Origin of the sequence: Micromonospora sp. KC207, from assembly GCF_004348615.1 — a bacterium.
GTDB lineage: Bacteria > Actinomycetota > Actinomycetes > Mycobacteriales > Micromonosporaceae > Micromonospora.
The window spans coordinates 1-26,904 of sequence record NZ_SMKJ01000061.1 but is presented as its reverse complement, the minus strand read 5'-3'; the positions used below and the strand labels follow the sequence as shown (position 1 = coordinate 26,904).

Sequence of the window (26,904 nt, the reverse complement as noted above, 5' to 3'; positions counted from 1 at the left end):
AGTGTTGCCAAAGGAATCCCCACCAACCAAGCAAAAGCTCGGCCAGCACGGGGTCATAAAACTAATTGGCACTGGCTTATCAAGCACCCTGTTGAGTTCTCAAAGAACAACCACACACCATCCGAAAGCCCCACTCTCGCGGAACCCTCATCCGGGGCAACCTCTCCAACCTACCCGATCGCATCTCAGCCGCCAACCTTGTTCCCAAGATTTTCTGCTTCGATTCGCTCGGACCCACGCCGGCGCACGCCGAAACCCGGCGGTCGTTGCTGTCGTGGAGAGCCGCAGTCCGGCCGATCGTCGCTTCGCGACCATCTGCCCGACCCCTGCTGGCTTCAGCACTCTACCCGGTTGGCTTCGCGATTGCAACTCCGTCTCACCGGAACCTCGTCGCACCACCCGGACCAGCCTCGCCCGGCACTTCCGCCACGAGCCTGGCACCCGCTCTCGGCCGGTTTGTCCGGCCTCCCGCGTGCAGAGAGAAAGTTACGCGCACGGCACCGGGAAGGCAAATCAACATCTGTCACTGTCCGGACGATGCTGACGCCGCTGGCGTGACCGGATACGCGCGGGCGCGTGTCAGAGTGTCTGGCATGGATGACGCCTCCCCTCCCCCGGTGACCCCGCTCGCCGAGGAAGCACTGCTCGGACTGCTGCTGCCGTTCTGGCAGCTGGTCATCGGCGCCGTGGTGGTGGTCGTCGTCCTGCTCTCGATGGGTCGGTTGGCCCGGCGTGGGCGCTCCCGGATGTCTGCCGCGCTGCTCATCACGGCCACCGCCATCGCCGGCCTGACGGTACTCGGGGTCCTTCTACAGAGCTGAGCCGACGCCGGCATCGACTCGGGGATCCGGGGTGTCTCGACAGCCCCGCCTGCGCCGGGCGACCGCGCGTGATCGCCCGGGGCGCGAGCCCACCCGACAGCGCAACGACGGCCGGAGGTCAGAGCCGACGGTTAGCCAGGCTGGGCAGCTCGCGGCGGAGCGTCCGGAGCCGGTCCAGGTCCAGGTCCACGACGGTGAAGCCGGGACCGTCCGGCACCTGAGCGAGGACAGTCCCCCACGGGTCGACGACCATGCTCCGGCCGAAGCAGGTGCGCCCCGGCTCGTGGTCGCCGGTCTGACCGGCGGCGGCGACGAAGCACTGGTTCTCGATGGCCCGCGCCCGCAACAGGACCTCCCAGTGGTCCCGCCCGGTGTGCAGCATGAACGCGGCCGGCACCACCAGCAGCGTGGCGTCCCCTTCCGTGACCAGTTGCCGGTACAGCTCCGGGAACCGCAGGTCGTAGCAGATCGACAACCCGACCCGGATGCCCTCGACGTCGACCACCACCGGCTTCTCGCCCGGGGCGACCGTCGCCGACTCCAGGTACGAGACCCGGCCAGGAATCTCCACGTCGTACAGATGGATCTTGCGGTAGCTGGCGGCGAGCGTGCCGGTGCGGTCGAAGACCAGCGAGGTGTTCCAGCTGCGCCCCCGGTCCGGACCCGCCTCGTGGAACGACCCGGCGTGCACCCAGATGCCGAGCCGACGGGCGACGCCGGCGAAGAACCGGCCCACGGTGCCGTCCACCGGCTCGGGCTCCGGCATGCTTGCGGCGGGGCCGAGAAAGTCGACGTACTCCGGGAGGACCGCCAGGTCCGCGCCGGCCGACGCGGCCCGAACCAACAGAGCCTCCGCTGCGGAGAGGTTGGCGGCCCGGTCGTCGCGGGAGTTGAGCTGGCAGACGGCGACGCGCATGACCATCAGCGTACGCCGGGAGGGCCCCAGCGCCAGCCCCTCCGCCGGCGGAGGGGCTGGCGCTCCCCCGACGGCGACGGGTCAGGCAGACTTCTCCTCGCGGTCCCGGCGGGCCCGGCGGCCGGTGAACTCTCGGGGCACGATCGTCGGGTTCACGTTCTCCAGGACGACCTCGCGGGTGATCAGCACCCGGGCGGCGTCGGGGTTGCTCGGCACCTCGTACATCACGGAGAGCAGGACCTCCTCCATGATGGCGCGCAGGCCCCGGGCGCCCGTGCCGCGCAGCATCGCCTGGTCGGCGATGGCCTCCAGGGCCGGCGGATCGAACTCGAGCTCCACGCCGTCCAGCTCGAAGAGGCGCTGGTACTGCTTCACCAGAGCGTTGCGCGGCTCGGTGAGGATCCGCACGAGGGCGGAGCGGTCGAGGCTGCGAACGTTGGTGATCACCGGAAGGCGGCCGATGAACTCGGGGATCAGGCCGAACTTCAGCATGTCCTCCGGCATGACCTGGCTGAAGATGTCGTCGGTCGACCGCTCGGAAACCGAGCGGAGCCGCGCGCCGAAGCCCGTGCCGCCGTGGCCCGTGCGGGCCTCGATGATCTGGTCGAGACCGGCGAAGGCACCACCGCAGATGAACAGCACGTTTGTGGTGTCGATCTGGATGAACTCCTGGTGCGGGTGCTTGCGACCGCCCTGCGGCGGCACGTTGGCGACCGTGCCCTCGAGCATCTTCAGCAGCGCCTGCTGGACGCCCTCGCCGGAGACGTCCCGGGTGATCGACGGGTTCTCCGACTTACGGGCGATCTTGTCGACCTCGTCGATGTAGATGATGCCGGTCTCGGCGCGCTTGATGTCGTAGTCCGCGGCCTGGATCAGCTTGAGCAGGATGTTCTCGACGTCCTCGCCGACGTACCCGGCCTCGGTGAGGGCGGTGGCGTCCGCGATCGCGAAGGGGACGTTCAGCATCCGCGCGAGGGTCTGCGCCAGGTGCGTCTTGCCGCAGCCGGTGGGCCCGAGCAGCAGGATGTTGGACTTGGCCAGCTCGACGGCGTCGCTGCCGGAGCCCGGCGCGCCGGCCGCCTCGGCCTGGATCCGCTTGTAGTGGTTGTAGACCGCGACCGCGAGCGCCTTCTTGGCCTGGTCCTGGCCGACCACGTAGTTGTCGAGGAACTGACAGATTTCCATCGGCTTGGGAAGCTCTTCCCACTTCACCTCGCCGGACTCGGCCAGCTCCTCCTCGATGATCTCGTTGCAGAGATCGATGCACTCGTCGCAGATGTAGACCCCAGGCCCCGCGATGAGCTTCTTCACCTGCTTCTGCGACTTGCCGCAGAAGGAGCATTTAAGTAGGTCGCCGCCGTCACCGATCCGTGCCACCTACGTTCTCCCTGCACTCATCGGCCGGTGCACCGGCCATGACCTGCGGACGCTGCGCTCCGTCCGTCTCCGTTCGCTCGCCGGACCGTCCCGACGCAGCGGTACGGGCCCGACGTTACCCGCTGGCGGGGGTTTCTCCGACCCCCAAATCGGGCGTGTCAGAGGTCGGCCGGGAACGCGCCCGGCCGACCTCCGACCCGATGCTCGGCTCAGCTGGCCGCGTTGGCGGCGAGCAAACCCTTCTTGCGGCTGGTGAGGATCGTGTCGACCAGCCCGTACTCGCGGGACTCCTCGGCCGTCATGATCTTGTCCCGGTCGATGTCCTTGCGGACCTTCTCCACCGGCTGGTTGCAGTGCCGGGAGAGCATCTCCTCCAGTTGCGTACGCATCCGCAGGATCTCCCGGGCCTGGATCTCGATGTCCGAGCCCTGCCCGTAGCCGCCCTCGGTAGCCGGCTGGTGGATGATGATCCGCGAGTTCGGCAGCGCCATCCGCTTGCCCGGCGTGCCGGCGGCGAGCAGCACCGCGGCGGCGCTGGCGGCCTGGCCGAGACAGACCGTGGAGATGTCCGGCCGGACGTACTGCATGGTGTCATAGATCGCCGTCATGGCGGTGAAGGAGCCACCCGGCGAGTTGATGTACATGATGATGTCGCGGTCCGGGTCGGTGCCCTCAAGCGTCAGCAGCTGCGCCATCACGTCGTTGGCTGACGCGTCGTCCACCTGGACGCCGAGGAAGATGATCCGGTCCTCGAAGAGCTTGTTGTACGGGTTGGACTCCTTCACCCCGTACGACGTGCGCTCGACGAACGACGGCAGGACGTAGCGGTTGTGCACGGCCGCGAACTGGGGCGGCAGGCTCAGGTCGGTCATCGTCAGCTCCTCGGTCAGCTCAGGGTCCCGGCGCCTTCCGGAACCTGCGCGGCTCCGGTGATCACCTTGTCGATGAAGCCGTAGTCCATGGCCTCCTGGGCGGTGAACCAGCGGTCACGGTCCGAGTCCGCCTCGATCTGGGCCTGGGCCTGGCCGGTGTGGAAGGCAACCCGCTCCTGGAACATCCGCTTGGTGTACAGCATCTGCTCCGCCTGGATGGCGATGTCGGACGCGGTGCCGCCCATGCCGCCGGACGGCTGGTGCATCATGATCCGCGCGTGGGGCAGGGCGTACCGCTTGCCCTTGGTGCCCGCGCAGAGCAGCAGCTGCCCCATCGAGGCGGCCATGCCCATCGCCACCGTGGAGACATCGTTGTCGATGTACTGCATCGTGTCGTAGATCGCCATGCCGGAGTAGACCGAGCCTCCCGGCGAGTTGATCCAGAGGAAGATGTCCCGGTCCGGGTCCTCCGCCGCGAGCAGCAGCAGCTGCGCGCAGATGCGGTTGGCCACCTGGTCGTTCACCTCGCTGCCCAGGAAGATGATGCGCTCCTTGAGCAACCGGTTGTAGACCGAGTCGTCGAGGTTGCCAATGTTGTCGCCACCGCGGGCATCGATCGCCCGGAGCGGCTTCGCTGGGATGTGCATGTCGGTCATGGCAGCCCTTCGCTCTCCGTACCGTCCTACCCGACACTAACCGCTTGCCCGGGTGGCAGAGTCCCGGTCGGGGCGCTTTTCGCTCTCAGCGCAGCCCTTCGGGGACGTACCCGGAAAAGGGCTCGCCGCCGCCCACCGCGACCGGTGGACGGCGGCCAGCCGACGATCAGTGCTCGTGGTCGTGGTCGTGTGCCTCTTCGCTCTCGGCGCGGATCGCGTCGAGGCTCACCTCGTTGCCCGCCGTGTCCCTGATCGTGATGCGCTCCATCACCGAGGCCAGCGCCTTGCCGCGCCGCACGTCGCCGAAGACTGCCGCCGCCGCGCCGGAACGGACCAGCTGGTCGTAGAACTGCTGCGGGGGCATCCCGGCGCGCTGCGCGCGGTGGACGATCTCGTGGCCGAACTCGTCGTCGGAGACCTGGACGTTCTCGGCGTCGGCCAGGGTGTCCAGCAGGAGCTGGATCTTGACGCCCTCGGTCGCCGCCTCGTTCAGCTCGGCGTCGACCTGCTCCTCGGTCTTCTCCTCGGCGGCGAGGTACTCCTCCAGGGAGGCACCGATCCGCTCCAGCTGGTCGATCATGGCCTGCTTGCGGCTCTCGACCTCCTCGCGCACCACGCCCTCCGGCGCCGGCACCCCGGCGGCCTCGACGAGCTGCTCCAGGGCCTTGTCCCGGGCGGCGTAGATCTGCTCGACCCGCTTGCCCCGGGTGACCCGCTCACGCAGGTCGCCGCGCAGCTCCTCGATGGTGTCGAACTCGCTCGCCAGCTGGGCGAAGTCGTCGTCCAGCTCCGGCAGCTCCTTCTCCTTGACCGTGCGCACGGTCACCGACACCTCGGCGTCGCGGCCGGCGAAGTCGCCGCCGACGAGCTGGGTGGTGAAGGTGGTGCTCTCGCCGGCGGCGAGGCCGACGAGGGCCTCGTCCAGCCCCGGCAGGAGCTGCTTGCTGCCGACCTCGTGGGAGATGTTGGTCGCCGAGCCGCCCGGGACGTCCTCGCCGTCGACCGTGGCGTTCAGGTCGATCTGCACGTAGTCGCCCTCGGCGGCGGCCCGCTCGACGGTCTTCAGCGTGGCGAACCGCTCGCGCAGGTTCTTCACCTGCTCGTCGATCTCGCTCTCGTCGATTTGGAGCTCGTCGACGGTGACCTCGATCGAGTCCAGGGCCGGCAGGGTGATCTCGGGCCGGACGTCCACCTCGGCGGTGAAGTTGAGCGAGTCACCGTCGTTGAACTCGGTGATCTCGACCTCGGGGCGACCGAGGGTCTTCAGGTCGTGCTCGCGGACCGCGGCGAGGATGTTCTGCGGGATGGCCTCCTGCACCGCCTCGTTCAGGACGGTGCCCCGGCCCACCCGCTGGTCGATCACGGTGGCCGGCACCTTGCCCCGGCGGAAGCCGGGCACCTGCACCTGCGAACCGATCTCCCGGTACGCCTTCTTGAGGCTCGGCTCGAGCTCGACGAACGGCACCTCGATGGCGAGCCGCACGCGCGTCGGGCTCAGAGTCTCGACGGTGCTCTTCACAGGCGTACTCCTTGACGGATCTCAGTTGAGTCTGGGCGTGATTCAGCCCATCGAGTGTAGGCGAGCCGGCACGGCTCCTCGGCAGCGCCCGGGGGAACCGGCGGATCCCGGAACTCATCGGTCCCGGGAAACCGGTGCTCCCGGACCCGTCGGCACCCGGGGAACCGGTGGGCTCCCAGGGACCGACGGTTCCTGGGTGCCCGGCCACGGACGACAGTCGGGGTGGCGGGATTTGAACCCACGGCCCCTCGCTCCCAAAGCGAGTGCGCTACCAAGCTGCGCCACACCCCGTGACGACGAGAAGTGTATGCCGTCGGCGCGCGCCGGGGGTGCCGGGGCATCCCCGGCGTGGGTCAGCGGCGCGATGTCGGCGGGCCGGCGGCAGGTCGGCGGCACGATGTCGGCGGGGTCAGCGGCGCGATGTCGGCGGGCCGGCGGCAGGTCGGCGCGCGACGTCGGCGACATGGCGGTATCACCGCTCGCGGATATCACCACCTCACCGACATGACGTGGATCGCGGATACGGGTGGACTGGACGCGCGCCGAACCGGGGGCACCGGGTAGGCTGTCGGCGCGCCCCGTGCATCGGGGCGCACGCGGGCGTAGCTCAATGGCAGAGCTTCAGTCTTCCAAACTGACGGTGCGGGTTCGATTCCCGTCGCCCGCTCCACACCCTCCGGCCCAGGTCAGCGACACACTCGCCACGCCTGGGCCGTTCTCGTTCTAGCCCTTACTGATCTTGCGTGCCATTGGCGTGCCAGTAGCGCCGGCCGTGCCGTCCGAGGCCGGTTCGCATGCCGGTCGTTCGGCCTTCCCGCCCTTGGCCCGCTTCTGCTTCGCCGGCTTGTCACTGCCCTTCGCCTCGCCCTTCGTCGACCTGGCCTTGCCCGGTGCCGCCGCCCGCCTCGCCTGCTTGGCGATGCGTCGATCCATGCCGGCCGCGATCTCCCGATCCCGCTCGCTGTTCGCGTGCTGGTAGACCAGCGCCGCCCGCATGCTCGCGTGACCCATCCGGTGCATCAGGTCCCGCGTGCTGGCCCCGGTCGCCGCCGCCAGGTTGTTGCCCGTGTGCCGCAGGTCGTGGAAGTGGAACCCCTCGGGCATGCCGGCCGCCCGCAGCGCCGCCGCCCAGCCGACCGCCCGACGGAAGTTGCCGGAACGCAGCACCGCGCCCTTGTCCCCCGTGAAGACCAGCTCCTCCGTCCCCTCCCCCACGTACTCGGCCAGGTGCGCGGCGAGTGCCGACCGGGCCGCCGCCGGCAGGGTCACCGTACGGTTGCCCGCCTCCGACTTCGGCGGCCCGAACTCCATCCGGTTACGCAGCGCCGCCAGCTTGCGGGGAACGCGGACCGTGCCGGCCGTTAGGTCGATGTCCGAGCGCCGCAGCGCTGCCAGCTCGCCCCAGCGCAGCCCGGAGAACGCAGCGACGATCACCAGCGCGGCGAACCGGGGCGGCATCCGCTCGGCGAGCGCGAGCACCTGGGCGACGGTCGCCACCGGCCGCTCCGGCGTGTGGTAGCGGTCATAGCCCGGGATGCGGCACGGGTTCTGCCGAATCAGCTCGTCTTCCTTCACGGCGGTGTTGAGGATCGCCCGCAGCAGTGAGTACGCCTTCACCGCCTGCGGTTCCGTCGTGCCCCCGTCGAGCAGGTTCCTACGCCAGGTGCGGATGGTCTGCGGCTTGATCGCGCCCAAGGCGAGCGCGCCGAGGTGGGGGCCGATGTGCAGCCGGAACAAGTCCTCGTAGTTCTCCCGGGTGCGCGGCTGGAGCTTCCGCTCGGCGATCCACTTCCGGCCGTACCCGTCGAGCTTGATCTCCCCCGCCTCCGGGGCCGACCACTCCCCCTTGATGATCTCCGACTCCACGACGGTCAGCCACATGGCCGCCTGGCGCTCGGTCTCGAAGGTGTGCGGTGCCTTCCGCTCCAGCCCGTCCGGGCCGACGTACCGCGCCTGGTACCGCCCCGAGGGGAGACGACGCACGTTGCCGAAACGCCGCCGGCCCTTGCTCGCCGCCATCAGGCCACCTCCCCCAGGTAGTCACGCAGGTGCGCCCGAGTCATCGGCACGACCCGGTTGCTGTCGATGTAGGCAGCGACGGCCGACGCCTCGAAGCGCACCAGACGGCCGACCTTGACGAAGGCGATCCGTCGTTCGGCGACCAGCCGGCGGACGAATCGCGGCGTTGCCTTGAGGCGAGCGGCGACCTCGTCAGCGGTCAACAGCTCGTCATTCATGCGGTTGCTCCTCCCAGGGGTTCAGGCCGCGAGCGCGGCGGGTTGATCGGTTGCCGGAACAGCAGCGCCTGTTCGCAGGCGCGCGGTGTCGAGGTCTGCGCGCCAGCGGATGCGCGCCGATATCGCCCGCAGGAGTCGGTGTTCCAGCGGCGGCACGTCGGGGTCTTCGGGGCGGGCGAGTTCGAACCGGTACCGCTTCGATCCGTCCGCGTCGTCGGCTGCCTGGTCGTGTTCTTCGGTGTCGGCCATGCCTCCGGCGAGGATCGCGCGCACCCAGGCGCGGTTGTCCGCTCGGTGGTCGGCGAGGGTCTTGCCCGACCACTGGCGGGAGACGAGGACGCGGCGGCCGGTGAAGCCGAGGGTGGAGCGTTGGTGGACCTTCCCGGTACACCGGCCGGGGGTCAAGCCTGCCTTGACGCCGTCGGGCTGGACTCCGTAGAGCAGCCAGTTGGCACAGGTTGGGGAGCAGGGCAGTACGGACAGCTCCGCGTGGAGTCGGTCGAAGTGTGCTTTCTGTGCATCGGATCGGGGCTTGGCCTGGTCGGTCAGGTCTTTCGTGACGTACTTCGTGACGTAGCGGATGGAGCGTTCGGCGTCGCGGGTGCCCTGCTCGATGCCCTGGGCGTCGATCCGGCCGAGCCGGGCGACGTATGCCGGGCGGCTGTCGGGTTCTTCCAGGGCGTCGAGGGCTTCGCCCCAGGTGGGCAGCGGCTCGCGCGTTTTGGGGTCGACGTACGCCTGTCGGTCGACGTCCCACACCGGCGGCTTGTCGAGCGGGTAGACGAGGTGGTCGAAGCGTGGCCACCACACCTGGTGATACGTGGCCGCCGCGATCTGCTTGAGCAGCCGGCGGGGGAGGGTGCCCCGGATGGCGAAGTGCGCGTGTGGGGCGAGCCGCCGTTGCAGTTCTACCGCTCCTGCGTACTGGACGTTCCAGCCGGCGGCCCGGCGGACGTTCTGCCACCAACGGTCGAGGACCCGGGCGAAGTGAATCGCGTCCAGAGCGGCGCGCCGGTAGTCGTAGCTGACGGGGTCGACGGGGGTGCCGAGGACGTCGTCATGCGGGCCGTGTCGCTGCCCGCACTCACACGGCGCGACGTAGGCGCCCCGGCGTAGGTGGGAGTGGACGGGTCCGTGTGAGCCGAGGGTCAGCGTGACCAGCATCGACGGCCGGTAGGTCTTGCCGGCCTTGCCCGAGTACGCACGGCCGACGGTGCGCGGGTCGACGGGCAGCCGGGGCAGGTCGGGGCTGTCCTGCCGCCTCCGGGTGGACCGCTTACGGCGCGGTCGCTCGTCGCGTTCCTTCGGAGTCAGGTGGCCGCGCAGGCTGGTTTCGCCGAGCGCTTCGTCCAGCTCCGCGATCGCGGCGTCAATCTCGGCCACCTGGACGGCCCGCTCATCCGAGATCATCGGCTGGTACTGGGCGGCCTCGCGTTCGAACTCCAGATGCGCCCGGACCCGGACGAGGGCGAGGACGTCCTCACCCGGCTTGTCGGGGCGGACGGCGGGTTCGTCGGCGAGGTGCCAGCCCTCCCGGATCTGCTGGATCCGCAGCCGCCGGCCCTTCTCCGCGCACGGCTTGCACTTCGCCGCCAGGGTGGCCCCGCAGGGGACTTCGACGACCTCGGTGAGTCCGGTGGTGGTGTCGGTGCGGCGTAGGGCGAGGGGGCGGACGCAGACGCCGTGTTGTTCGGCGAGCTGCTTGAGCGCGTCCTTGGCGAGGGGCTTGCGCATCCGGTCGGCCCGCGACCCCGGCCGAGGCCGCTGCACCTCGGCCGGCGTCGCGGTGGGCAGGAGTTGCTGTTGGCTCACTGGTCACGCTCCGAGCCGTACGGCATGCCATTACGAGGCGCGAACGCCGCCGCAGGAACGGGCACCAGCCCCGGCCGCTGCACCGCCACCGGCGGCGGTGGGACCGGTTCGGCGGTCGCCGCCTGGTCGTCGTCGACGAGGCGCAGGGACGGCCGGTCCTGAGTTCCGGCGTCATCGGGTGACCACTGGCCCCAGTCAGCGGCGTCGGTCGGCTGGTTGACGGGCACCGCCGGGGTAGTGGAGAAGACGAGCTTGGACAGGCCGAGGAATGCCAGCGCGGGCACGGCGGACAGCAGCCAGCCCGACAGACTCGGTTTCGCCACGGCCAGTTGCGCGGCGAGGGAGAGGGCGACGGCGCAGACGAGCAGGAACAGCGGGTATCCGATCGGGCCGCCGGTGCGGCGGCGACGGCGGATGGTCAGCAGCGCGGCGAGGGGTAGGAGTTCGGAGATGGCGGCGTTGGCCCAGCCGAACCAGTCCCCGGTACCGGCCGGGGAGTTGGCCATGGTCCAGTCGTGGACGTGGGTGAACGAGGCAGCGCCGGCCAGTCCGCCCACGGTGAGGACGATGAGCACCAGGACCACGCCCTCCACACGCTCGGTGTCAGCCTTCACGGGTTCACCCCCTGATCGGTGTCGGTGTCGCTGAGGCGGCGGTAGTCGCGGCCGAGTTGCCGGATGTCGTCATCGGTGAGGTAGGCGAAGCGGACCCGGACCGGTTCGCGGACGCCGTCGAGGACCACGAACCCCACCCCCGGGGCGGATTCGGGGATGCGGTCGCACAGCGCGCCCCGGTCGCGGGCGCTGTCGCCGAGGACCATGTCCACCTGCTCGGGTTCGGTCAGGCGCAGGCCGATGCGGGTGGGGAAGAGGTCGCGGAACGGCAGCACGTCCTTACGCGGGTCCTGGAGCGCGGCGACGACATGGACGCCGACCGCCCGACCCTGACTGAGGAGGAGGCCGAGGGCTTCCTTGATTCGGTCGCGGACCTTCCGATCGGTGATGTACGCCGTCAACGCGGCGAGTTCGTCGACGACCAGGACGAGCAACGGGTCCTGCGGGGTCGGCATGTGCTGGCGGGTCACCCCGCGCAGCCGGGCCGCCCGCACCCGCATCCGTTTCACGGCTTCTTCCAGGACGCCGGCCATGCTGTCGGGGTCGTCGTAGGCGAACCGGGCGAACAGCGGCACCCCGGCCGCCAGCTCCATGCCGCCCTTCGGATCGAACGCCCACACCTCGACAAGGCCCGACCGGATACCGCCGGCCAGAGACCGGATCAGCGACCACAACACCGACCCCTTGCCCGACCCCGTCGCCCCGGCGATCAGCACATGCGACCCGGCCAGCCGCAGCCGGTAGGTGTTGCCGTTTTCGTCGACGCCGAGGGCGAGCCCGTCGAAGTCCGGCACCTCGGCCACCGGCAGCGGCCTCACGACTTCGGCGAGGGGGTCGCGGCGTACGAGGCGCAGCACCACCCGATCCGGCCGGTCCGTGGAGCGGGCTTGGCCGGTGCGCAGGCGGAAGGCGTAGGCGAGGCGTTCCGCGGCCTGCCCCCAGTCATCCGGGATCTGCCCCGGCAACAGCCGGACGGTCAACTCGTCGCCGTAGCGGTCGCAGCGCACCCGCAGGAGCTGCGGCACGTACCGGTCACCCGCGAACGCGGTCGCCAGCCCACACGTGGCCATCACCGACGCCCACCGCCGCCTGTAGATCACCAGCGTCCGGACACGGGCGACCAAGGGGTACCAGCCGAAGCGCAGCCACGACGACGGGTGCCACCGCCACCAGCCCACGCAGCCGGTGGCTACGGTCAGGGTGACGCCGGTCAGGATCAGGCCCCCGAACTCGACGCGGATCCACAGGGCGAGCGCGGCCGGGGCGGTGAGCCACCAGTACCGGACGGCGAGGACGGTGAGGCGGAACAGGCCCCGGGCGAGCCACCAGAACACCAGCAGCCAACCCGGAACCCGCCACGCCGGAAGACGCACGTTCATCGGCGCCATGGGGATCTTGTCCCCCGGGATGACGTTGATCAGAGGCACAGGTCACCACCCCGACCCGGACGCGCCAACGTCGAGACGCACGAGCGGCACGACATGCGGCGCAGGTCGAACCTGCGCGGCTTCACCCACCGGAAGCACCAGGGGCAGCGGATCGCGCACACCCGCCCCGAGGCCGGCGGCAATCCCAACACCGACCGCAGGACCGCTTCGGTCTCCCGGTAGGCGTGCCGCAGCCCAGCCAGCCGGAGACGGGTGAGGATGAGGGCCGCGCCGACGAGCAGGGGCGCGGCGATGATCAGGGCAGGGGGAACTACGGTGGGCATCACGCCCTCCTTCACCAGATGAGGGATGGGGAGAGCGCGGGACGGGTCGGGACTCTTGGCGGGGAAACGACCCGCCCCGCGCGCAACAGACAGCGGTCAGGCCGCCACCGAGCCGGGAACCGCCGACGCCGGACGGATCGCGGTCGCCCGCAGCGAGTACGCCATCCGGGAGCGGCAGTCACCCGACGTCCGGCCCGGCTTGCACCGCTGCGAATCCACGTAGGGAGTGAGGGTCAGGCCCTCGAACTCCACCGCCGGCGGATACCCCGGCACCGCCGACGGCGGCGGCACCGGCTGCTGCCCGGCGACCACCTTGACCTTCACCTCGGTCGACCGGCCGAACTTGCCCGCCTCCGGGTCGAGGTCCATCACCCGCACCACCCAGACCCGCTCACCGGTGTCCTTGTCCCGCGCCTGGTTGTCCGCCTCACCCCGCCGCTCAAAGTCGATCTGCGGCGACACACCCAGGCAGAGCGCCCCGGCAGGGAACACGTACTCCGACGGGACCGGCACCTTCAACGTCATCGGAACCACGTAGACAGCCTCCTAGCCTCACCAGTCGTCTTCCTGACAACCGGTTGAGCTAACAAGCTACGTCAGCTTGTAAGCACAAGCAAGGTCGAATGCGAGCCGTTCGCACAATGTGGAGAGCTGTCGAGTCGGCACCGACGTGGCCGCAGGGCGGGACGCGCTCTAGCCTGGCGGGGTGACCAGCGAGGCGGACTCCTCCACGCCGATGGCGCGGCTGCTGGAGCGCCGGGAGCTGAGCCCGCTCGACTTGTCCCAACGAGCCGGCGTCGGCGCGCACGAGGTCCGAGCGTTCCTCGACGGCGCAACGCCGAATCCTCTGTTGCTGCGGCAGTTGGCGTCGACAGTCGACCTGCACGCCGCAGACCTGTTCGTGATCGCCGGGCTTCCGGTACCAGACGATCTGGCTCCGCTGGACGCGGTAGCCGGCAGACTCGCCGCCACCCTCGCCGGACTCGCGATTCTGCTACCGGCGTCGCGCCGGCACCAGCTTCGCCAGGCGGTCCGCTCAATGCCCCAGGAGACGCGGACCCAGCCGGTCCCGCCACTGCCGCTGCGCGAGCAGTACCCACCAGGGCCAGGCGGAATGATCCTCCGCATGCTCCGTAATCGGAACCTGGACTGGATCGGCTCGGCCAAGTGCCTGGCCCAACTGACGCCCCACTACCTGGCCGCATCCACGCTCGGGATGATCGGCCACGGACGCAAGGAACTGACGCCCGATTTGCTGGTCAGCTTCGCGACCTTGCTGGCGGTACCCGCCGACGACTTGGCCGCTCTGACCAACATCGCCATACCGCGCGAGGCGCCCTCGATCAATCCGGCGGCCTCGGATGCCGCCCAATTGATCTGGGACATCCGCCGGCTGACCGCCACCCAGACCCAACAGATCCTCGACGAGGCGGAATCCATGCTGGCTGCGCAGGAGGCCCCTCAGCGCAGCGCGTAGGTGTCCTCGATCTCGTGGCGGCTGCCCGGCATCACCAGCACCGACGTCATGATCGGATCGCCGGATGCCTGGTGAACGGTGATGACGACGCTCATCACCGACTCATCGGCCGGCACCTCCAGGGCTTCAGCCTCGACCCCGCTCACCCGCCGGGCGGTCATCCGCTCCGTGGCGTAGTCGGCGCGTAGACCCTTGTGGCGGGCGATGAGGTCGAGCAGGCCACCCGGGATCGGATCCGGCTTGGTGAGCTCGGTACCGACCGCGATGTCCACCGGCACGAACGTGGCCACCAGGTCCACCGGCCCCGCCCCGGACACAGTCCGGCGACGCCGCTCGTACACGGGCGTGCCCTCCGGGATCTTCAACTCCGCAGCGATGCGCGGCGAGGCGAGCACCGGGCCGACGTGCAGGATCTCCGCCTCCCCCATCTCGTCCAGCTCCACCGCGTCACGGGCGTAGTCGGGCGAGGTACGGCCGGACACGGGCCGGCCGCGTACGAAGCTGCCCTTGCCCTGCTGGGACTCGATCCAGCCGTCCTGCTTGAGGATGCCCAACGCCTTGAGCACCGTCGGGCGGGACACCCCGAACTCCGTACAGAGCTGATTCTCCGACGGCAGTGCCGCACCGGGCGCGTAGTCGCCATCCTCGATGCGCTTCCGCAACGTGTTCAACACGCGCAGGTACTTCGGCGTCGGAATCTCGTACGCCATCGCGGGCCACCCCACCTATGAACGCTGCATGAATCTCAGCAGCTTATGAGTTGTTTGCTTGACAGGACAAGTCACGTCAGCCGTTCGGCGTCACCCGCTCCACCGCAGCAGCCAGCCACCCCGACCACGACGACACCACCGCCACCCGCTCGGGTTGAGTCGCGCCGGGCCAGCGGCGGGGCAGGCAGCCATACCCGCCGAACACCCGCAACGCCTCCCGACGCGGCCCGCACGGACCGTCCTCGCCGCAGCCGGCGCAGCGCCCGTCCCCGCTCGACGGCGTGTGCTGGTCAAGCTGCTCCTGCGCCGCCTGGAGCTGATCACGTGCCGCACCTGACAGGTAGACGCTCACCGGGCCGGTCCCTCCGGTGGGAGCTTGCTGGCGCGCACCAGGATCTGCGTCTGCGGACCCCGACGGCCCGACGGCGACAGCTTGACCCCTTCGACCCAGATCCACTCGTCATGGGGCGGGCGATTGACCACCAGCCGGACGCCGGTCACCCACAACCGCACCGGCCCGTCCGACGGGAGAAGCCGGTCATCCGCGTCGATGTCCAGCACCGCGCCGAGCTGTACCCGGATGTCAAACACCACGTCTCCTCACCGCCGGACCCGCGTTGATGCGGGACGGCGCGCGCTCGGGCTTGCGTCGTTGGATGTGGAGGCCGGCGATCTGCGCGAAGACCTCGCGCTTGGCCAGCGCGTTACGGGTGGCTGGATCGATGACGTAACCGGTGAGCCACACCCAGCCGTAGTACGTCGGCCGCTCATCCACCGACGTGACCCGCAGCCACAGCGCCCGGTCGCCGCCGAACTGCACCGACGCCCGACCATCCACCAAGACCAGGTCACCCGGTATCGGCACACCCGGCCGACTCGACGCAGGCGCAGGCGTGCGAGGCACCGGGGCGGGCGGGCCATTCACAGGCCGTCGTTCGGGTCGCGGCCCCACGCCAGCACCCACCCCGGGCCAGCCTCAGCACGCCGCCGAGCGACCGGAACCCGCACAGTCCAGACAGGACCGCCGGGCCAGGGAACGAGTCCGCTCCGACCCCTGCCCCATCCCTCGGATGGCAGTGCGGGCAAGGGTGTACTTCCAGCCCGCGCCCGAGCAGGATTGGCAGTTGGTCGATACGTTCAGCCCCGTCATGCACACAGGTTGTGGCCCGGACCGCCCAACGACCCGGAAAATCCTTCCGGGGTCGCAGCCGACCGAGGGGAGATGGTGAACCGGTGCGCGGGAGAACTTACAACCTGACCATCGGCGAACGCGTCGCCTGGTACCGCTACCGACGCGGACTGTCCCAGGAAGTCCTGGCCGGACTCATCGGCCGTACCGCCGACTGGTTGGGCAAGGTCGAGAACAACCGGATCGAGCTGGACCGGCTCTCCGTCATCAAGTCCCTCGCCGAAGTCCTGGACGTGTCCCTCGGCGACCTGCTCGGCGAACCCTCCCTGCTCGACTGGACCAGCGACAGCGGCACCGCCACCGTCCCCGCCCTTCGCGCAGCCCTGATGAACTACCGCGCCCTCAGCCCGTTCGGCGGCGGCACGGGTGCGGAACCACCGAGCATCGCCGAACTGAAGAAGGAGGTAGGCGCACTCTGGGACGCCTACCAGGACTCCCGATTCGGGTACGTCACCGGCCGCCTACCCCACCTGCTCGACCGCGCCCAGGCCGCCGCCGACCATCACGACGACGACCGGGACCAGGCTCGCCGGCTACTCGGCCTCACGTACCAGCTCGCCGCGACCCAGCTCACCAAGCTGGGAGAGAGTGACCTCGCGTGGATCGCCGCTGACCGGGGCTTGGCGGCCGTCCGCCCGGCCGGCGACCCGCTCATCACCGGCAGTCTGTTTCGGTCCGTCGGCCACGCCCTGCACGCCACCGGGCGCTACGCGGAAGCCGTGCGCCTCACCGAGGACGCCGCTGGCTTCCTTGAGCCCCACCTGAAGAACGCCACGCCAGCGCTGCTCTCCGTCTATGGCACCTTGTTCCTGTCCGGATCGATGGCCGCCGCCCGCGCCAACGACGCCGCTACCGCCCGCACCTTCCTCGCCGCAGCCGACCAGACCGCCGGCCAGCTCGGAGCCGACGCCAACCACCTCTGGACCGCGTTCGGCCCGACCAACGTCGCCATCCACCGCGTCGCCACCGCCGCCGAGCTGGGAGACCTACAAGTCGCCATCGACCTCGGCCCCCGCCTAGACACCACCGGCCTACCGATGGAACGCCGGGTACGGCACGCCCTCGAAGTCGCCCGCGCCTACAGCTCATGGAACCGCATCGACGACGCCCAAGCCGCCCTGCTCGACGCGGAACAGATGGCACCCGAACAGGTCCGCCATCACTTCCTCAGCCGCCAACTCGCCCTGACCTGGATCCGCCGCCAGCGCGGCAAGCCCTCCGCCGAACTGGTCGGACTGGCCCAGCGGCTCAAGGTGCTCGACTGAACCCAGCCCATCTACGCTGCCATGGTGACGGCCAACCAGACGCCACCCATGGCAACCCCACGCGTCGCCGCCGGCGCCCTCTTCTTCGATGACGAAGGCCGCGTGCTCCTCGTACGCCCCAGCTACAAAACCCACTGGGACATCCCCGGCGGCTACGTCGAACCCGGCGAGTCACCCCGCGCCGCCTGCGTGCGCGAGATCGAAGAAGAACTCGGCCTCACGACCCCACTCGGGCCAATGCTGGTCGTTGACTGGGCGCCCGCCGAGCATGAGGGAGACAAGCTTCTCTTCATCTTCGACGCCGGATCTCTAACCACGAAGCAGGAACAGGCCATCCGTTTCGTAGACGCCGAACTCACTGAGTGGCGGTACGTGGCAACTGCCGATCTGGAGCACTACGGACCGGCTCGACTAACCCGGAGACTCCGGACCGCAATCGCAGCACGCGACAGGGGCACTGCTACTTATTCAGAATACGGCAACTCCTTCTAGTCAGGAGGTTTCAAGACAAGCAAGGGTTACCATCAGAGGCTCAATCGTCCTTCAAGCGCCAGCGAGGAAGTTCCCCGCAAGGACCAGCGGTGGTGCATTTGTGAAGCCGGCAGCCCACGTTGCCCATAACGAGAGACCTTGCCGTCTCGACGCTGTCGATATGACAGCGAGCCCTTCTGCTTTAAATCGGAAGCTGCCCCTGAACGTAATTACCGGTGGCGGCCTCAGGCGGCAGGAGGGACATGACAGCCGCTCGCTCTTCTCTGGTCATGCTGAGTAGAAGCGGGAGTGCGTGTCGGATGTAGTCTCGAAGCTCGTAGCTCGCGTTGGTGTGCCCGCTCGCGCTGCCCGTTCGGAGGTCACAGATTAAGCCCCGGGCAGCCCGTACGTTCACAGTAGCGGTTGTAACTACCGTATCCGCGCGATTCGCATGTTGCGCCACTTCTTTGCGCTCCATCACGTCCCGACCTACCGTAGATTCAAAGGTAATAGTAAGTTCAGGAGTTCTGACACCTACATTCTTAACTATGAGACCGGCATCTCTCACCCTGCGTCTTACCTCCCCGAGCGTTGGTGCGCGCAGATCCTGCTCAGGGGGAAGCTTGCTCTTCGAGGCAGCGAAGTGGGCGCTCCAGCCCCACCCACGAAGAACTAGGCAACCGCCCTTAACCAGCCAGCGAGGAACAAGCTCAGGCTCTCCAAGATAATCCGGTTGCTCGACTACACGAAGCCCTCGCGCCGACAGCCTCTCCGCATTCGCGGCAACGATACTCTGGAGGCCGGGAGAGAAGTCTTCGATGTCCATCTCGCCGAGCTGTTCTAGCGAGATGTTTCGACCAACGCGGTGCCAGAAATCAATAGCTTCGGTTTCGACTACTCCTAGCAGGAGAGCCACGTCTTCACCTGTCAGCGGCCCCGCTATCCCAATGCTGCTACGCGGGAAAGAGGAGGCCGTTCCTCCGTGGCCTTCCCAGACCGCTTGCACTACACGCGTCATACGACCAGCTTGTTCCGGCTCCAATAGTTGAGCAAAGAGTTCGACCGCAGCACCAGTCGGCTCTGCGTCTAGTTGCTCTGCCCCCGAGAAGCCTGCCGACGTGTATTCGATGACAGATCTTGACATATCCTCATTCAGAACGCCACGCCCACCTCGCAGGAGTGCATGACTCAACAGGTCAACCACGGGCTCATCGGACTGGCTGATCTCTAGGACCGCGTCGGGGTCGGTTACAAGCACGTCTGACCTATGCGCTTCTTGCGCCAAGTGCTGCTCGGCCTCGGAGTCTCGACCAAAGCCAGAATGCAGAGACATAACAATGGGCTTGTTCGCTGAAATCCATCGCAGCTCGTCTGAGATCCAGCGCGGGTTGTTACTAGGGCGGAGGAATACCAGGCGTTCGCGATTCTCCCTTGGCCAAGAGAGAACCATGTCCGGCGCAAAGGTGTGGTTAAAGTACTCGGTGAAGCGAACCTCAGACGCTGGGTCAGCTCCAGCTAAACGATCTCCGACCAGGGTCTTGATTACCCTCACCCGGTCATCGGGATTCGGGTAGTCAAGCAAGCGATCAAGCAGGGTGGAACGGCCAGGGGACATATCAGCTCACCCTCTCCGCGGCTCGCATAAACTTTACAAGTTCGTCAAGGTGCTCGCTGGAAACAACCAGATGCTCCTGCTTCTCACATAGTGTTATCAGCCACAATCGCTGAGCCGTTTCAAATACGGCAGCCTCGTCTACATTCTTTCTAGCCTCACCCTCGTCCACAGTGCCGAATATCGATTCTCGATGATGGATAACCGCGTCGCGCACATTGTCCGGCGATGTGTGATGATCCCATTTTCGTGCTTGAAATGGCGCCCAGGATATCCACATCATATGATTACATCTGGCCGGCTTTGCTTTATAGGCAACGTAGCATTTAGCCAGGAAGCTCCTGAAATGCTCCGGCAGGTCCGACTCACGCCTATAATTTTTGATCTCGGCGACGAATGATTTGTCTTGAAATGCACCTCCGCGCATCTTGCCGCCAAGGTCAAAGGAGAAGCCTTTCCCGCCATGCGGCCACTCGAACTCAAGCAGTTCCCGCAGTGGCTCATCTTCTATCGTCCACGCGTGGGCAACACGCGTCGACGCGTCAAGCCATTCCTTGGCGCGGCGCAGCCCATCGAACCCCGCTAGTTGTTGGATTTCTCCGGCCATGATCGCAGGCTACAGAGCTGCAAGCAGCGAGTACATACCCCGTTACACAGATTAGGACCCAGTTAGCTGTCGTGTTTCATCACTAGCCCTTGATCGAGCCAGTGAATGGTGTCCTGCTCGGCTTGTGTGCGGTGATCGGTGACGTGAGCGCCAAGTAGCGCAGCCCGGCAAGCAGATGCGATGTACGGGTTAGCTGCCCCTACATGGCCGTCGTCACCACGATCGCCCCGCGCAGCTTGACTGGCGGGACCTCCGCCTTCCGGCGTACCCGAGAGCTTCCAGACGCTGCCGAAACAGTCTCTTTAGGATCAAGGCGCCGCGCAAGCGCGGCGCACCGCAGCCAGCCGCGCCGGCCTGCTGGCGGCCTCCGGCCGGCATCGGTCGGCGCGGCTGGCTGCGGGACGTTTGGGTAGCTGCCTTTGCTACTCGTAGACGCAGGCAGCGCGAAGGATGTCTGCCAGCAGCGACCAGGTGGGCTGCTCGGGCAGTTCTCGGCCTTGGTTCCGTGCCCAGCCGTCCATGCTACCGATCCAGCGGGACGCGGCTTCGAGGTACCGGGGCAGGTCGACGTTCTCCCAGTAGTCCGGAGGTGCGGCCGATTCCTCGGCGAGCGCCCGAACGTAGGCCGCAAGGTCCTCACGGCTTCGGACTGCGCCAGTGTTATTGAGATCCATCAGCGGATGATCGCCTACCCGCGAAGGAGTCCCCACGGGCCCCAACCCCCGCTCACGAGGCCGTGACGATCGCGGGGTACCGAACCACCGCCGAGGGCGGGGCGATCGGCTGCCGCGCCGCTTCGCGGCTTGCCACCGGGTACCGGGGTCCAGGCGCGCGGAGAGCCGGCGACACGGCAAGCCGCCCCCGCGAACGGCCGGGGGCGGTAAGCCGTACGCCGCCGGACAGCCACGCGCCCACCGCGCAGCCGTGCCAGCCACGTGCCAGTAGCCAGTGGCCCAGACGGTCCGCAGCGGTCATAATCGGGCACCACGATCCCGCCGCTGACCAGGCGATCCGGGCAGATCATGACAGCCGAGAACGATCTTCCAAACTGACGGTGCGGGTTCGATTCCCGTCGCCCGCTCCAGGCACTCCGGCCCAGGTCAACGGCATTTTCGCCGCGCCTGGGCCGTTCTCGTGCTAGCTCTCTTTGACCTTGCGTGCCATTGGCAGGCCAGTAGCGCCGGCCGTGCCGTCCGAGGCGGGTTCGCGTGCCGGCCGCGCGGTCCTCTTGCCCTTGGCTGCCGCCTTGCGCTTCGTGTTGCCCTTGGCTGCCGCCTTGCGCTTCGTGGGCGCGTCGCCGGCCGCGCCTGGTTGGGTCGACCCGCCCTCAGCCGCCTCCCGCGCTGCCGACGCGCTACCAGCCGTGCTCCGGGCCGCCTTGACGGTCGGCCTGCCCTTGGTCGGCTTCAGGCTGGCCTGCTTGGTGATGCGGATGCCGGTTCCTCTACGCCACCCGCCCGGAGCCAAGGGCGCTGCGCGTCGGCACGCCGATGCCTGCGGCCACCCTCGATGCCGACCGGGCGGCGCAGTCCCTGGCAGCTATCCGGGGGGTGGGGGCAGCGTGGCGGCCGTGCTCGGATAACGCTTTGCCGAGCTCCGACGGAATGGCCTAGCTTCGCCGGATGGTGGAGATCGAGACTGAGCGGCTCATCCTGCGGGACTGGCGGCATTCCGACCTGGCGCCGTGGACGGCCATGAACGCCGACCCGGAGGTCCGAGAACATCTCGGGCCGCTACTCACTCCGGAGCAGGCCGCGGCCTCGATGCGCAGCTTCCAGGAAGATCTAGACCGGAACGGCTTCAGCTTCTGGGCGGTGGAGGTCCGCGACACAGGGCAATTCGTCGGGTTCGCTGGCCTGGACGTGGTGGACGAGGGGATGCCGTTTACCGGCGTGGAGGCTGGCTGGCGGCTGTCCCGGTCGGCTTGGGGGCACGGGTACGCCACGGAGGCGGCGGTGGCGGTGTTGCGATACGGCTTCGACAAGGTCGGGTTAACCGAGATTCTGGCGGTGACCACCAAGGCGAACCTGCGTTCGCAGGCGGTGATGCGCCGGATCGGCATGACCACGGACCCGGCAGAGGACTTTGACGACCCCGAGGTGGACGAGGGTCCCTTGCGCCGTTGCGTGCTGTACCGCAAGCGTGCGGATGTGGTCTCCGAGACGTAGGCGACGTCTCCCGGCAGCAGCCGAGTGCCATCAACGTGCCAACGCCCTCTGGCTTGGCTGTACAGCCATCCGTACAGCCAAGACCGCCCGCCGACGTCGACGCCGCCCGACAACGACGGACGGGCTGACCATGGGCTCAGCACCGGAGCAGTTGTCCGTGATCTTCTTCTGAATCGGATGGCCAGCACGGGCCATCCGTGGGCCAGTAACCGTGGCGCGCAGAGGGCACGAGCGGGCACTAGACGCAACCTGGCCGGCCGCCGCTTCCACCTTCCGGCGCCGTCGGTCAGGACTGGCTACGTGACCACTGCTGGTTCGTGCCGCCGCCGCACCCGGACTGCTGGATGTCCGCGCCGTCGCCGGTGCCGGCGTTGACCACGTCGAGGCACCTGCCGCTGTGCCGGGCCCGGAGCTGGAAGTAGCTCCCGGTCGCGGCCCACTGCCACTGCTGGTTGGCGCCGCTGCCGCAGGTGTACTGGATGATGTTGGCGCCGTCGGCGGTGGACGCGTTGGCGACGTCGAGGCACTTGCCGCTGTTCTGGTTGACGACGCGGAAGTAGCCGCCCCCGGCGTCCTGGAACTCCCACCGCTGGTTGCCGCCGCCGTTCCAGGCGTACTGCTTGACCTCGGCGTTGTTCGCCGTCGAGTTGCCCACCACGTCCATCACCCGGCCGCTGTGCCGGGCGGTGATGCGGTAGTAGGCGGGCGAGTTGCCGGTGATCGTCCCCGTGGCCGTGTCGATGGTGACGGACGGGTACCAGGTCAGGCTCATGCTGGTGCTGGACGGGAAGGTGATCGGCAGCCACACGTACTGCGAGTCGCCGACGGGCCCGCCCCAGGCGCCCGCCCAGCGGTCACCGAGGTACAGGTAGCTGGTGGTGGAGGTGCCCTGGATCGGCAACACGAAGGCCGGCTGGGAGCTGAATGTGGTGCTGTTGCCCACGTCGGTCCAGCCGCTCCAGGGCCCCGAGATGCTCTGCGCGGTGGCGTACTTGGCCTGGTTCGGGCTCCAGCCCGTCGCCCCCGAGGTCAGCAGGAAGTACGTGCTGCCCCGCTTGAACAGGGCGGGTGCCTCGCGGTGGGCGCCGTCCCAGAAGTTGCCGACGAGGCTGGCGACGTTGAGGTAGTCCGCCGTGAGCCGATAGATGTGCAGGTCGTAGTTGTCGTCGGCGGCCGAGATCATGTACGCGGTGCCGTTGTCGTTGTAGAGCGTGATGTCCCGGGACATGTGCTGCCCGAGCGGCCGGAAGCTGCCGTGGTAGGTGTAGTTGCCGTCCACCGTGGCCGACGAGGCGACGGCGGCCCGCGCCTCGTTGTAGTCGGACCCGTTCTCCTTGTGCATCCACATCACGTACCGGCCGGTGCTGGCGTTGTAGATGACCTTCGGTCGCTCGATGTTGGCGACCCGCAACTCGGCTGCCGACGACTGGGTCAGGACGTTGTTGCGGAACTCCCAGGTGCGCAGGTCCGTGGAGCGGTAGACGGAGACCGCCCGGAAGGTGTTGTCCGGGTTGCGGTTCTCGCCGAACCAGTAGTAGTAGTTGTCGACCTTGAGGACGCCACCCCCGTGGGCGTGCACCACGGCCCCGCTGGTGTCGGTGAACTGCGTGCCGTTGGTGACGGTCACCGGCGCTGCCTGGGCACCCGCCGCCGGGATGACCACCGTCGCCACGGCCACAGTCAGCGCCACCCCGAGTGACAGGAGGCGTCCGCTTCTTCTCATTCGCTCGTCCTTCCGTGGACCGGGCCGGCCTCGACCCCCACCGCACGATCCGGCGATGCGATGCCGTCGGAGCTGGGCTGCACCTGCATTAACCCATTGATGGTTACGCATCCGCAACACCGTGGTAACCGGACTTCGGGCAGGCCACCACAACCACAGACAGGCCGATCAGGGAGAGGCCACCGCGACACGAGCGCCTCCGCACCGCTGGTCGGGTTCTCGGCGTCGGCCCACCTGGGCCGACGCCGAGAACCCTCCAGGCAAGCCCGGTCAGGCGCCGGTCACCGGCCGCAGGTCAACGGGGGGACGGCCGCCGTCCCGCTGGACCGCACCATCATCCCGAACGTCGTCGAGGCGCCCGGTGCCAACGTGCCGTTGTACGGCGCGTTGCCGACGACGACGTCGGCGCCGGTGGTCTGCACCACCCCGTTCCAGGCCGTCTGGATGCGCTCGTCGCCGGGCCACCGCCAGGAGACGTGCCAGCCCTGGACCGGTGCGCTCCCGGTGGCGCGCACGGTGACCGTGGCGACGAAGCCGCCGGGATAGCGGTTGTCGATGGTGGTGGTCGCGCTGCACGACGACTGGTCCGCGGTTCGGGCCGGCCCGCCGATCATGTACGGGTCCCGCTTGCCGTCGGGCTCGCTGAACCGGAACCAGTAGTCGGTGCTCGGGGTCAACCCGCCGATGGTCACCTTCCCGTTGCGCTCGGGCCCGGTGAGCGCCTGGGCGGCGGGGTTCTGCCACTTCTCGGCGTCCCCGCGGCTGGTGAAGAGGACGACCTGCATCGGCGGGTCGTAGCCGCAGGGCGGGCTGAGCAACATGGAGTAGGTGATGGTCAGGCTCGTCGCGGTGGTCTCCGACACCTGACCCCAGATCGGCAGCGCCGGCGGACACGCCACCGTCGGCGTCGGGATCGGTGGTGTCGGCGTCAGCTGGGCGGAGGGCGCGCCGGCGGCGCCGGCCGTCCCGGCCCAGAAGGCCAGGGTCAGGGTCGCGGCGGCCAGCACCACGCCGGGCATGCGGAGCATCCGTACCTCCTCGGATCGAGGGCACCGGCCGCAGGGAGGACCGGCCGGTGTCGGGGGTTGGTAACTGCCGGTCGCCCGGGACCGGCCGCCAGGTCCGACCCAGGCGTAGGCGTCGACGCCGGCCGGATCGTGGCCGGGCCGACGGGAATGGCGAGGGCTGCCCGGCGCGCGGTGGCCTGCCACCCCGCGCACCCTCTCAGGCCGGGATCGAGTGCCTCGCGCCGGCTCCAGAGCGAGACTCAGCGACAGCTTTCCATTCGAAGAACATCGATGCAATAAGCCGATCCGGCCGGGCTGGGGCAGCCGTCAGGGCAGCCGGCGCTCGGCGTCGAGGCGGTCGACGACGCGACTGGCGATCCGTTCGAGGGTACGCACCTCGTCCGGGTCGAGCTGGTCGAAGACGAGCCGCCGGACGGTGTCGACGTGCGCGGGCGCGGCGGCCTCGATCGCGGCCCGGCCCGTGGCGGTGGGCGTCACATAGGCGCCCCGCGCGTCTTGGGGGCACTCCTCGCGGTCGATCAGGCCCCGGCGCTGCATGCGGCCCAGGTGGTGCGACAACCGGCTCTGCTCCCACGCCGACGCCGCCGCCATCCGGATCAGGAACCGGTACGCGGCGCTGTACGCGGCCCGGCTTCAGCCCGGCCAGAGCGTGCAGCTACCCGCGGCGCCCTTCCTGCACCTGTTCGTGCCCCGGGGTGCGGTGGCCCTCGAAGGCTCCGGCGCGCTCGGCACCGCCGACGCGGTCCGCTTCACCGCCACCGGCGGGCAGCGGGTCACGGCCACCGAGCCGGCCGAGATCCTGGTCTGGGAGATGCACGCCACCGTCGCCCGCTGAGCCGGCACGGACGACGACGTGGGGTGCCCACCCGGGCACCCCACGTTTCGGCCGGCCCTGCCGACCGGCCAGGCATGGCGGCGGCCACGGGCCCGGAGTTTGGCCTGCGTACGATGCGGGGCCGGACATCGGCTCGTCCCGGCGGAGGTAGCGGCAGATGGCAGCCCAGCACGAGGGGTTCGCCCTCGGCGTCGACCTCGGCACGTCCAACACGGTGGCCGTGCTGCGCTGGCCCGACGGCCGGACCCGGCCGCTGCTGGTCGACGGGCAACCGGTCGTCCCCTCCGGGGTGTACGCCGACACCGACGGCCGGCTGCACGTCGGCCGGGACGCCCGACGGCTGGCGCAGGCCGACCCGGGGCGCTACGAGCCGAACCCGAAGCGCCGGATCGACGCCCCGACCGTGCCGCTGGGCGACCGCGAGTACGCCCCCGCCGACCTGCTCGCCGCGATCCTGCACGCGGTGGGACAGGCGGCCCTCGCCGCAGTCGGCTTCCTGCCCCCGGCGGTGCTCACCTGCCCGGCGTCCTGGGATGAAGCCCGCCGCCAGATCCTCGCCGACGCGCTGCTGCGGGCGGGCTGGCCGCAGGCCGCCGAGCACACCCTGTCCGGCCCGACCCCGCCCGGCACCCGGCTGCTGCGCGAGCCCGTCGCCGCCGCCCGCTACTACGCCCAGGTGCTGCGCCGGCCGGTGCCCGTCGGTGGCTCGATCGCCGTGTTCGACCTCGGCGGCGGCACCCTCGACGTGGCGGTGCTGCGCAACGAGGGCGCCGACCCGTGGGGCGACTCGGGATTCACCGTGACCGCCACCGGCGGCGTGCCCGACCTGGGCGGGCTGGACCTGGACGCGGCCCTGGTGGCCCGGATGGGCGAGCTGGTGTCCGCGACCCACCCGCAGGTGTGGCAGCGGCTCACCCGGCCGGCCGACGCGCCGCAGTGGCGCGACCGGCACCAGCTCTGGGAGGGCGTCCGCGAGGCGCGGGAGATGCTGTCCCGGGCGACCGTCGCGCCGGTGGTCGTGCCGGGCCTGCCGGCGGTGGTCGAGCTGACCCGCGACGACGCCGAACGGGTGGCCGCCCCGCTGCTGGCCCGGGCCGTGGCCGAGACCCGCCGGGTGATCGCCGCCGCCGGGCTCACCCCCGACCGGCTCGCCAGCCTGTTCCTGGTGGGCGGCCCGACCCGGATGCCGCTGGTGGCCCGCATGCTGCACGCCGAGCTGGGCGTCGCGCCGACGGTGCTGGAGCAGCCGGAACTGCCGGTGGCCGAGGGGGCGCTGACCGACCT

At 69.1% G+C, this 26,904-nt stretch carries 29 protein-coding genes and 2 tRNA genes; 8 read left to right on the top strand and 23 right to left on the bottom strand.

The genetic code is table 11. The annotated features are described in order from the left end of the window. Window positions 1-593: 593 nt before the first annotated feature. Window positions 594-821: a hypothetical protein gene (locus E1258_RS10645; protein ID WP_132399160.1), complete on the top strand. Its 228-nt coding sequence runs from the start codon at window positions 594-596 to the stop codon at window positions 819-821. 118 nt (window positions 822-939) lie between these two features. On the opposite strand, the gene E1258_RS10640 is transcribed toward E1258_RS10645, so the two are convergent. The 6 genes from E1258_RS10640 to E1258_RS10615 form a co-directional block, all read right to left on the bottom strand. Further along, complete coding sequence (locus E1258_RS10640; RefSeq protein ID WP_132399158.1) at window positions 940-1,737, bottom strand: carbon-nitrogen hydrolase family protein; 798 nt, start codon at window positions 1,735-1,737, stop codon at window positions 940-942. Between the two features lie 81 nt (window positions 1,738-1,818). Further along, window positions 1,819-3,114 (bottom strand): ATP-dependent Clp protease ATP-binding subunit ClpX, encoded by a 1,296-nt coding sequence (gene clpX / locus E1258_RS10635; RefSeq protein WP_132399156.1) that lies wholly within the window; start codon window positions 3,112-3,114, stop codon window positions 1,819-1,821. Between the two features lie 209 nt (window positions 3,115-3,323). Then, a complete protein-coding gene (locus E1258_RS10630) occupies window positions 3,324-3,986 on the bottom strand; it encodes an ATP-dependent Clp protease proteolytic subunit (RefSeq protein ID WP_036372858.1) in 663 nt (220 codons plus the stop codon). Window positions 3,987-4,000: 14 nt separating this feature from the next. Then, window positions 4,001-4,642 (bottom strand): ATP-dependent Clp protease proteolytic subunit, encoded by a 642-nt coding sequence (locus tag E1258_RS10625; RefSeq protein WP_132399154.1) that lies wholly within the window; start codon window positions 4,640-4,642, stop codon window positions 4,001-4,003. Between the two features lie 166 nt (window positions 4,643-4,808). Beyond that, on the bottom strand, window positions 4,809-6,161 hold the full coding sequence (gene tig / locus E1258_RS10620) for a trigger factor (protein WP_132399152.1): 1,353 nt from the start codon (window positions 6,159-6,161) through the stop codon (window positions 4,809-4,811). Between the two features lie 217 nt (window positions 6,162-6,378). After that, a tRNA-Pro gene (locus tag E1258_RS10615) sits at window positions 6,379-6,452 on the bottom strand. A 305-nt stretch (window positions 6,453-6,757) separates the two neighbouring features. On the opposite strand from E1258_RS10615, the gene E1258_RS10610 reads away from it, so the two are divergent. After that, window positions 6,758-6,831 (top strand) — tRNA-Gly (locus E1258_RS10610). A 53-nt stretch (window positions 6,832-6,884) separates the two neighbouring features. On the opposite strand, the gene E1258_RS10605 is transcribed toward E1258_RS10610, so the two are convergent. The 7 genes from E1258_RS10605 to E1258_RS10575 all read right to left on the bottom strand — a co-directional run bounded on the left by E1258_RS10605 (window position 6,885) and on the right by E1258_RS10575 (window position 13,060). After that, window positions 6,885-8,180: a site-specific integrase gene (locus tag E1258_RS10605; RefSeq protein ID WP_243715336.1), complete on the bottom strand. Its 1,296-nt coding sequence runs from the start codon at window positions 8,178-8,180 to the stop codon at window positions 6,885-6,887. Next, complete coding sequence (locus E1258_RS10600) at window positions 8,180-8,398, bottom strand: helix-turn-helix domain-containing protein (RefSeq protein WP_018831717.1); 219 nt, start codon at window positions 8,396-8,398, stop codon at window positions 8,180-8,182. Before E1258_RS10600 ends, E1258_RS10605 begins: the two co-directional genes overlap by 1 nt. Before the next feature lie 21 nt (window positions 8,399-8,419). Next, the gene (locus E1258_RS10595; protein ID WP_132399150.1) at window positions 8,420-10,210 is read right to left on the bottom strand and encodes a replication initiator; all 1,791 of its coding nucleotides are present in this window, start codon (window positions 10,208-10,210) and stop codon (window positions 8,420-8,422) included. Beyond that, complete coding sequence (locus E1258_RS10590; RefSeq protein ID WP_132399148.1) at window positions 10,207-10,824, bottom strand: DUF2637 domain-containing protein; 618 nt, start codon at window positions 10,822-10,824, stop codon at window positions 10,207-10,209. The genes E1258_RS10595 and E1258_RS10590 overlap by 4 nt, the downstream gene beginning before the upstream one ends. Then, a complete protein-coding gene (locus E1258_RS10585) occupies window positions 10,821-12,203 on the bottom strand; it encodes an FtsK/SpoIIIE domain-containing protein (protein ID WP_243715335.1) in 1,383 nt (460 codons plus the stop codon). The genes E1258_RS10590 and E1258_RS10585 overlap by 4 nt, the downstream gene beginning before the upstream one ends. Window positions 12,204-12,241: 38 nt before the next feature. Then, window positions 12,242-12,535: a hypothetical protein gene (locus tag E1258_RS10580; protein WP_165949717.1), complete on the bottom strand. Its 294-nt coding sequence runs from the start codon at window positions 12,533-12,535 to the stop codon at window positions 12,242-12,244. A gap of 96 nt (window positions 12,536-12,631) precedes the next feature. Further along, on the bottom strand, window positions 12,632-13,060 hold the full coding sequence (locus E1258_RS10575) for a hypothetical protein (RefSeq protein WP_243715334.1): 429 nt from the start codon (window positions 13,058-13,060) through the stop codon (window positions 12,632-12,634). A 181-nt stretch (window positions 13,061-13,241) separates the two neighbouring features. Here E1258_RS10575 and E1258_RS10570 point away from each other — a divergent pair, with 181 nt between their 5' ends. Next, the gene (locus tag E1258_RS10570) at window positions 13,242-14,012 is read left to right on the top strand and encodes an XRE family transcriptional regulator (RefSeq protein WP_243715333.1); all 771 of its coding nucleotides are present in this window, start codon (window positions 13,242-13,244) and stop codon (window positions 14,010-14,012) included. Here the strand turns inward: E1258_RS10570 and E1258_RS10565 are convergent. The 4 genes from E1258_RS10565 to E1258_RS10550 form a co-directional block, all read right to left on the bottom strand. Further along, entirely contained in the window at window positions 13,997-14,722 is a 726-nt protein-coding gene (locus E1258_RS10565) for a GntR family transcriptional regulator (RefSeq protein ID WP_132399140.1), read from the bottom strand. The two genes, E1258_RS10570 and E1258_RS10565, sit on opposite strands and share 16 nt — an antisense overlap. Before the next feature lie 76 nt (window positions 14,723-14,798). After that, window positions 14,799-15,074: a hypothetical protein gene (locus E1258_RS10560; RefSeq protein ID WP_132399138.1), complete on the bottom strand. Its 276-nt coding sequence runs from the start codon at window positions 15,072-15,074 to the stop codon at window positions 14,799-14,801. Further along, entirely contained in the window at window positions 15,071-15,313 is a 243-nt protein-coding gene (locus tag E1258_RS10555; RefSeq protein ID WP_043966661.1) for a hypothetical protein, read from the bottom strand. Before E1258_RS10555 ends, E1258_RS10560 begins: the two co-directional genes overlap by 4 nt. Continuing rightward, window positions 15,306-15,560 (bottom strand): hypothetical protein, encoded by a 255-nt coding sequence (locus E1258_RS10550; RefSeq protein ID WP_243715332.1) that lies wholly within the window; start codon window positions 15,558-15,560, stop codon window positions 15,306-15,308. Before E1258_RS10550 ends, E1258_RS10555 begins: the two co-directional genes overlap by 8 nt. Window positions 15,561-15,955: 395 nt before the next feature. On the opposite strand from E1258_RS10550, the gene E1258_RS10545 reads away from it, so the two are divergent. After that, window positions 15,956-17,176, top strand: a complete 1,221-nt coding sequence (locus E1258_RS10545) for a helix-turn-helix domain-containing protein (RefSeq protein WP_132399134.1) — start codon at window positions 15,956-15,958, stop codon at window positions 17,174-17,176. 21 nt (window positions 17,177-17,197) lie between these two features. Next, window positions 17,198-17,668 (top strand): NUDIX domain-containing protein, encoded by a 471-nt coding sequence (locus E1258_RS10540; RefSeq protein WP_371688598.1) that lies wholly within the window; start codon window positions 17,198-17,200, stop codon window positions 17,666-17,668. A gap of 181 nt (window positions 17,669-17,849) precedes the next feature. On the opposite strand, the gene E1258_RS10535 is transcribed toward E1258_RS10540, so the two are convergent. The 3 genes from E1258_RS10535 to E1258_RS10525 form a co-directional block, all read right to left on the bottom strand. Continuing rightward, window positions 17,850-19,229 (bottom strand): hypothetical protein, encoded by a 1,380-nt coding sequence (locus E1258_RS10535; protein ID WP_132399132.1) that lies wholly within the window; start codon window positions 19,227-19,229, stop codon window positions 17,850-17,852. 34 nt (window positions 19,230-19,263) lie between these two features. Further along, on the bottom strand, window positions 19,264-19,866 hold the full coding sequence (locus tag E1258_RS10530) for a hypothetical protein (RefSeq protein ID WP_132399130.1): 603 nt from the start codon (window positions 19,864-19,866) through the stop codon (window positions 19,264-19,266). A gap of 422 nt (window positions 19,867-20,288) precedes the next feature. Further along, window positions 20,289-20,540 (bottom strand): hypothetical protein, encoded by a 252-nt coding sequence (locus E1258_RS10525; RefSeq protein WP_243715330.1) that lies wholly within the window; start codon window positions 20,538-20,540, stop codon window positions 20,289-20,291. Between the two features lie 948 nt (window positions 20,541-21,488). Between E1258_RS10525 and E1258_RS10510 the strand changes: the two genes are divergently transcribed. Further along, window positions 21,489-22,034: a GNAT family N-acetyltransferase gene (locus E1258_RS10510; RefSeq protein WP_132399124.1), complete on the top strand. Its 546-nt coding sequence runs from the start codon at window positions 21,489-21,491 to the stop codon at window positions 22,032-22,034. A gap of 286 nt (window positions 22,035-22,320) precedes the next feature. Here the strand turns inward: E1258_RS10510 and E1258_RS10505 are convergent, their stop codons facing one another. The 3 genes from E1258_RS10505 to E1258_RS10495 all read right to left on the bottom strand — a co-directional run bounded on the left by E1258_RS10505 (window position 22,321) and on the right by E1258_RS10495 (window position 25,322). Continuing rightward, window positions 22,321-23,757 carry an RICIN domain-containing protein gene (locus E1258_RS10505; RefSeq protein WP_132399122.1) on the bottom strand — a complete coding sequence of 479 codons (1,437 nt, stop codon included), beginning with the start codon at window positions 23,755-23,757 and terminating at the stop codon, window positions 22,321-22,323. A 281-nt stretch (window positions 23,758-24,038) separates the two neighbouring features. Continuing rightward, window positions 24,039-24,785 carry a cellulose binding domain-containing protein gene (locus E1258_RS10500; RefSeq protein WP_132399120.1) on the bottom strand — a complete coding sequence of 249 codons (747 nt, stop codon included), beginning with the start codon at window positions 24,783-24,785 and terminating at the stop codon, window positions 24,039-24,041. A 306-nt stretch (window positions 24,786-25,091) separates the two neighbouring features. Beyond that, window positions 25,092-25,322, bottom strand: a complete 231-nt coding sequence (locus E1258_RS10495) for a hypothetical protein (RefSeq protein WP_207919502.1) — start codon at window positions 25,320-25,322, stop codon at window positions 25,092-25,094. Here E1258_RS10495 and E1258_RS10490 point away from each other — a divergent pair. Together E1258_RS10490 and E1258_RS10485 are read left to right on the top strand one after the other, a co-directional pair. Next, window positions 25,321-25,620, top strand: a complete 300-nt coding sequence (locus E1258_RS10490; protein WP_207919501.1) for a hypothetical protein — start codon at window positions 25,321-25,323, stop codon at window positions 25,618-25,620. The genes E1258_RS10495 and E1258_RS10490 overlap by 2 nt on opposite strands. 157 nt (window positions 25,621-25,777) lie before the next feature. Then, a partial coding sequence (locus tag E1258_RS10485) for an Hsp70 family protein (RefSeq protein ID WP_132399118.1) occupies window positions 25,778-26,904 on the top strand: 1,127 nt, incomplete at its 3' end.